The organism is Aeromonas sp. R2-3, assembly GCF_040908375.1.
GTDB classification, from domain to species: Bacteria; Pseudomonadota; Gammaproteobacteria; order Enterobacterales; family Aeromonadaceae; genus Aeromonas; species Aeromonas veronii.
Window position 1 is genome coordinate 39,551 of record NZ_JBFODP010000029.1, and the last position, 6,390, is coordinate 45,940.

6 protein-coding genes and 1 tRNA gene are annotated in these 6,390 nt (G+C 56.2%); 5 read left to right on the top strand and 2 right to left on the bottom strand.

Translation table 11 applies throughout. The features are described 5' to 3' along the window. Positions 1-47: 47 nt before the first annotated feature. Both ulaR and AB5Z02_RS15110 read left to right on the top strand, forming a co-directional pair. The gene (ulaR, locus tag AB5Z02_RS15105) at positions 48-806 is read left to right on the top strand and encodes an HTH-type transcriptional regulator UlaR (RefSeq protein WP_069526315.1); all 759 of its coding nucleotides are present in this window, start codon (positions 48-50) and stop codon (positions 804-806) included. 229 nt (positions 807-1,035) lie between these two features. Continuing rightward, the gene (locus AB5Z02_RS15110; RefSeq protein WP_368216359.1) at positions 1,036-1,293 is read left to right on the top strand and encodes a hypothetical protein; all 258 of its coding nucleotides are present in this window, start codon (positions 1,036-1,038) and stop codon (positions 1,291-1,293) included. Positions 1,294-1,368: 75 nt separating this feature from the next. Here AB5Z02_RS15110 and AB5Z02_RS15115 read toward each other — a convergent pair whose 3' ends face one another. Then, positions 1,369-2,367 (bottom strand): acyltransferase family protein, encoded by a 999-nt coding sequence (locus AB5Z02_RS15115; RefSeq protein ID WP_368216360.1) that lies wholly within the window; start codon positions 2,365-2,367, stop codon positions 1,369-1,371. 321 nt (positions 2,368-2,688) lie between these two features. After that, positions 2,689-2,776: transfer RNA gene (locus AB5Z02_RS15120), tRNA-Ser, on the bottom strand. A 208-nt stretch (positions 2,777-2,984) separates the two neighbouring features. On the opposite strand from AB5Z02_RS15120, the gene AB5Z02_RS15125 reads away from it, so the two are divergent. The 3 genes from AB5Z02_RS15125 to AB5Z02_RS15135 all read left to right on the top strand — a co-directional run bounded on the left by AB5Z02_RS15125 (position 2,985) and on the right by AB5Z02_RS15135 (position 6,346). Next, the gene (locus AB5Z02_RS15125) at positions 2,985-3,641 is read left to right on the top strand and encodes a Bax inhibitor-1/YccA family protein (protein WP_005338308.1); all 657 of its coding nucleotides are present in this window, start codon (positions 2,985-2,987) and stop codon (positions 3,639-3,641) included. A 164-nt stretch (positions 3,642-3,805) separates the two neighbouring features. Further along, the gene (yccS, locus tag AB5Z02_RS15130; protein WP_368216362.1) at positions 3,806-5,971 is read left to right on the top strand and encodes a YccS family putative transporter; all 2,166 of its coding nucleotides are present in this window, start codon (positions 3,806-3,808) and stop codon (positions 5,969-5,971) included. A 24-nt stretch (positions 5,972-5,995) separates the two neighbouring features. Further along, complete coding sequence (locus AB5Z02_RS15135) at positions 5,996-6,346, top strand: TusE/DsrC/DsvC family sulfur relay protein (RefSeq protein WP_019446869.1); 351 nt, start codon at positions 5,996-5,998, stop codon at positions 6,344-6,346. The last annotated feature ends 44 nt before the right edge of the window (positions 6,347-6,390 follow it).

A 6,390-nucleotide genomic window follows, 5' to 3' on the forward strand; every position in this document is an offset into this window, starting at 1 on the left:
GCGATATAATCACCACCCAATCAGATTCAATCATCATCAGGCATGATATGACAGAAGCACATCGCCATAACGCCATTTTGGAACTGCTCAATCAGAAACGTCATCTGTCGGTCAACAGCATAATGCAAGCCTTTGATATCTCTCCGGCCACCGCGCGCCGCGATATCAACAAGCTCAATGACTCCGGCAAGCTGCGCAAGGTGCGCAACGGGGCCGAAGCCCTGATGCAGGCCAGAAAGGCCCACTGGTCTCCGCTCGACAGCAATGAAAGCCTCAATCACAGCGAAAAGGTGCGCATCGCCCAGGCGGCAGCAGCCCTGATCAAACCGGGGGAAAGCGCGGTCATCAACTGTGGCTCCACCGCCTTCGTGCTGGGTCAGGAGATCTGCGGGCAGGATGTTCAGGTCATCACCAACTACTTCCCGCTCGCCAACTACCTGATCGAGAATGACCATGACGGCGTGGTGATCATCGGCGGTCAATACAACAAGTCGCAATCCATCACCCTGGCACCGCAGGACGAGATCTCCTCCCTCTATGCCGGGCACTGGATGTTTACCAGCGGCAAGGGTGTCACCGCAGATGGTCTCTACAAGATGGATATGCTGACCGCGATGGCGGAGCAGAAGATGCTCAACCACGTCGGCCGGCTGGTGGTACTGGCTGACAGCAGCAAGGTGGGACAGCGGGCAGGCATGCTGTTTTGCGCCGCCAGCAAGATCGACATTCTGATCACCGGCAAGGATGCGGATAAAGAGGTTATCGAGCAGATCAAAGCCAGAGATGTGCAGGTCATTCTGGTCTAGGACATAAAGTGCCGGGGCGATTTGTCGGCGCCTTCATTCAAGGCCATTTTCGGCCAGAAACCGCAGATACAAAAAAGCCCAAGCGATTGAATCGCTTGGGCTTTCTCTTTGAATATGGCGGAGGAGGTGGGATTTGAACCCACGGATAGTCACCCATCGCCGGTTTTCAAGTAACTGGTAGGCTGATTTTACGCTACTGTGTGCTTCTTGCGTAAGCTTTACGAGTTCCATGGAAACAAGCATTTACGCCGGATTTACATTTTGTGTAGTGCAGCCCACCGAGCAGCACATGCAGTCCATCATCAAGGATCGAGTTAGCGCCAAGCTCTACGAGATGGCAGACCCGGCCAATAGCAAGAACGCCAATTCGCGGGTGAAGGCACTTGCCGCACTGGCAGAACTGCACGGCCACTACCAGCCTATGAGCTTTGCCATGCCGACGCTGGAACAACTCAACGCCGCTATCGCCAGCCATCAGGGGCAGTAATGAGCGAGGGGCGCGACATTATCGAACCGGCGCAATGGCCGCAGCGCAACGACAAGCGGGGCCAGTATGGCAAAGCTAACGCTTGGCCAGCAGGAATTGCTCTTGCTTGGCGAGAACTGGTTTTTTGTATATACGAATGAATGGGTACTCGACAGTAAGTGACATTAACCACGAAAAGACAATCGAGAGCATCACGATTATCAAGTAGGTCGCATGCATTCCAATGGTCTCTTTGGCTGCATCCATTAGTCCAGGAGTTAGCATCGCAACCTCCCAGATAAATATGTGCATTAAGTACAGTGGATAGGACAGCCTCGCTAATGCAATAACCATTTTCGATTTAATTGGAACCCAATAAACGCTCAATATGAAAGCAGCACCCATTGCGCCCAAAAGAGTGGGGAGCCACACCGTGTCGCGGGTCAGCGTTTGCGGACTTTTTAAGTACAATGGGTGCGCAAGCATGAATGCCAAAAAAATCGCCAACAGAACAATGGAGGAAACAGCAAGTGCCTTTGATCCTCGCTTTAAATCGGGGGTGCTGCGTACCAAGGCGGCACAAATAACGCCTGCCAGTAGCTCGTCAAATCTTGAGTGAAATTGAATAAAACTTGCAAAGTGCCAATTGGGATCGTCAGGAGAAAACCCGCTTGTCATAGTCAGCCTTATGGGGATTGCTGCCAAAGCAATCAAGCCGAGTACTATTGCAACACTCCTGAGTCTCGCAGTAGTGCCGACCAGCAAGATCAGCACCAATGGCGAAAATATATAGAACATTTCCTCAACAGCGAGACTCCATGAGCCACCAGGAATAAACGAGTGATCAATTACAAATTGATTTGGAAAAAAATAAGGTCCAGTCGTCTGAAGAAAAGTAGCTGCTGTCGCAATACTTTTCAATGCAACATTATCTAAGGGTTTTGCTCCTGCCTTGAGAAAAATACACAGTACAATCATTGTGTAATAGACAGGGAGAATTCTAAGTGCTCTATTGCGGTAGAACTCAATCATTGAAAAGCGCTTTGCAATCGCTTTATCAAGAATAATTCCTCCAATCAGAAATCCGCTGATCACGGCTGATCACGAAAAAAAGATCAACGCCAATCCATCCAAACGGCAGCCATTTGAAGTGAAACAGAATTACGGAGGAGACAGCTAATGCCCTAGCTGCATCTATGCCGGGGTATCCACCAGCCTTGGTCAGGTATTCCCAATGGTCACGGAGGTACGATTTCAGCATGTTATAAATTTCTTTAGGCAGCTTACTATCTGCTTACGGTTTGGTTTTTTCTCGACGCTGGTTAGCACCAAATTCGCCCTTGCATGTGGTCAGTTACAGGGCTTTTATTCACTCGCCTTGCGCCGCGCATAAGTTGGCTAAATTGTTGTTTTTATTGGCGGAGGAGGTGGGATTTGAACCCACGGATGGTCGCCCATCGCCGGTTTTCAAGACCGGTGCATTCAGCCGCTCTGCCACCCCTCCGAACGGCGTGCATACTACGCTAAGCCCTTGTTCATATGCAATACATATTTCCTGTGGGATAGTGTGCGGGAGCAAAATGGCAGGTGGCTTGAAATTGTTCCTCGTCATCCCTATTTGTTCTACATACAATGCGTAAACATGCAGTAACAAACAGCGATCACGAGGCGGCTGCTCGCCGTCTCACCCGGACATCAAGAGGACACCCAAGATGGATACCCGTTCTATCTACACTGGCACCCAAAGTGCCGTACGCGATACCAACAAGGTGCTGCGTAACACCTATATGCTGCTCTCCCTCACTCTGGGCTTCTCTGCCGTGGTGGCGGGGGTCGCTACCGTGATGAACATGCCGCCGCTGCACTGGGCCGTGTTCCTGATCGGTGTCTACGGTCTGATGTTCCTGACCGAGAAGAATCGCAACAACGGCATGGGGCTGGTCTTCACCTTCGCCCTGACCGGTCTGCTGGGCTATAGCCTGGGCCCCATCATCAACATGTACATGAACAATGGTGGTGGCGAGATCGTGATGACCGCCCTGGGCGGCACCGCGCTCACCTTCTTCGGTCTGTCGGCCTATGCCCTGACCACCAAGCGTGACCTCTCTTTCATCGGCGGCATGCTGTTCGTCGGTTTCTGGGTACTGCTGGTGGCCATGATTGCCAACATCTTCCTGCAGATGAGCGCCCTGAGCCTGGCTCTGTCCGCCATGTTCATGCTCTTCTCCTCCGGTGCCATCCTGCTGACTACCCAGCAGATCGTGCGCGGCGGCGAGACCAACTACATCTCTGCCACCGTCACCCTGTATGTCTCCATCTACAACATCTTCCTGAGCTTGCTGAGCCTGCTTGGCGGCAACCGCAACTAATCAGAAACCCCGCTTCGGCGGGGTTTTTATTGGCTCCTCTTTCTGTCAGGATAAGTTGTAAATCAAGGATATGAAGCGAAGTGGCCCTGATTTGGATCAGGGCCACTTCGCGCTTGGCGGGTTACTATCTCGCTCTCGTTTCGATCAAGGGTTTCACCTGTCTCATGCCGATGGATCTCTCTGGCCTGCTGCGCCGACTGCTGACCGATAGTCACATCTACTTCGCTCTCAAAGTGCTGCTGGCCATTCTCGGTCTGCTCGCCTTCACCCTGGCCACCGGCAATATCCAGCTCACCGTGCTGCTCTCCCTCGGGGTAGTGGCGGGTGCCATCGCCGAAACCGACGACAGCCTGTGGGGACGCCTCAAAAACCTCGCAATGACGCTGATCTGCTTCATGTTCGCGTCCCTCTGTGTGCAGTATCTCTACCCCACCCCCTGGTTGTTTGCCATCGGGCTGGCCAGCTCCACCTTTATCTTCGTGATGGTGGGGGCGCTCGGTGCCCGCTACGCCACCATCAGCTTCGGCTCGCTGCTGATCGCCATCTACACCATGCTGGGGGCCGCCAAGGCGCCGGATCTCTTCTACCAGCCGCTGGCCCTCGGCGCTGGCGCCCTCTGGTACGGGCTGGTCTCGTTTATCTGGCTCTGGCTGCTGCCCTACAAAACCCTGCACGAGCAGCTGGCCCAGAGCTACTTCGCCCTTGGCCGCTACCTGCTGGAGAAATCCCGCTTCTTCCCTGCGGACGAGCACGGCGCCCAGGCCATTCGCCACAATCTGGCCCAGCTCAACATCAATCTGGTGAGCGCACTGACCCTAACCAAGTCGGCCCTCAACGCCCGCCTGAGCCGCCGCCATCCGGCAAGCCCCGAGCTTGCCAGCCTGCTGCGCCTCTACCTGCTGGCGCTGGAAATTCACGAGCGTGCCACCTCCAGCCACTACCCTTACAGCCGGCTGGAAGCGGAGCTCAAGCAGGGCATCGTACTGGAAGGATTTCAGGAGGTGTTCCTGCAACTCTCCGAGGCGTGCCAGCGGCTCGGTTACGCCATTCTGGTGCACAAGCCCTACGCCCATAACAAGCGCATCCACTGGACGCTGGAGGCCCTTGGCGATCAGCTGGAGTTCACCAATCTCAAGCAGCACTACCCGAAAACCCTGCTGACGCCGATGAAGTTCCTGCGCCGCAATCTGGCCAGCATCAACCAGCTGCTCGGCAGCGCCGAAGTGTTGCAAAACCCCGAGCAACCAGAGCAGGAGCTGCCCGCGCTGGCGCGCCCGCCCCGCCTGCCGCTGCTGGCCCAGCTCAAGCAGCACATCACCTTGCACTCCATGGTGTTTCGCCATGCGCTGCGTTTGTCACTCGGGCTGGTGATCGGCTACGGCATACTGCAAGCCTTTGATCTGGAGAAGGGCTACTGGATTTTGCTGACCGTGCTGTTTGTCTGCCAGCCCAGCTACAGCGCCACCCGCCGCCGACTGGTGCAGCGGATGCTCGGCACCTTCGCCGGTATTCTGGTGGGCATTCCGGTGCTCTGGCTGTTCCCCGAGCTGCACGTCCAGCTGGTGGTGATGGGGCTCGCCGCCTTCCTGTTTTTCACTCAGGTGCGCAACAACTACAGCGCCGCGGTCTGCTTTATCACCCTCTACGTGCTGATGGCGTTCAACCTGCTTGATGGCATCGGCTTTGCCATTCTGGGGCCGCGGCTGCTCGATACCTTGCTCGGCTGCCTGATCTCTTACGGGCTGGTAGCCTGGCTGTGGCCTGACTGGCAGTACAAGCGGCTACCGACCCTGATCGCCAACTCGCTCTCGGCCAACGCCCGCTACCTCTCGGCAGTGCTGGCGAGCCTCAAGCAGCAGCGGGACGAGTCCATCGACTATCGGGTGGCGCGCAAAAGCGCCCATCTGGCGGATAGCGAGCTGGCCACTGCCTGGCAGAGCATGCTGGTGGAGCCGCAAAAGCGCCGCCGCTTCCTCGATCTCTGCTTTACCCTCACCTGGCGCAACCACGCCCTGCTCTCCTACATCTCGGCGCTGGGGGCTCATCGCGACAAGCTTGAGGCCATCAGCGGGCTGGATGAGGTGCGCCACCACATCTGCCACACCCTTGAGCAGGCTGCCGGCCATCTGGCGGGCAACCCCTCCAGCTCAATCGGTGGTCAGAGCCCCCTTCTTTGCACGGACAGCTGTCCGGACAGCAGCGAGGAGCAGCTGATGCTGACCCAGCAGCTCAACCTGATCAGCGAGCTGGCGGATCAGCTGCTGCATCTGGCCAACGAGAGCCGGTTGCTCACCGGGGATCAAGGCGCTACCATGCCCGCCCAATCCTGATAGCCCCATAAGCGAGGAGCCCTCATGTCTGCGTCCGAAAAACATCAGCTGGAATTCAACGGCCAACTCATCGAGACCGATGCCAAGGGCTACCTGCTCAACAGCAACGACTGGAGCGAGGAGCTGGCACTGGTACTGGCTGCGCAGGAGGGGATCACGCTTGAGGAGCCGCACTGGGAAGTGGTGCGCTTTGTGCGCGCCTTCTATCTGGAGTTCAACACCTCCCCCGCCATCCGCGCACTGGTCAAGGCGATGGAAAAGCAGTACGGTCCCGAGAAGGGCAACAGCCGCTACCTCTACAAGCTGTTCCCGGAAGGGCCTGCCAAGCAGGCGACCAAGATTGGCGGCCTGCCCAAACCGGTGAAGTGCATCTGATCCCATGCATCTCATCCCATAACAACGGGGGGCCGCAACTGCGG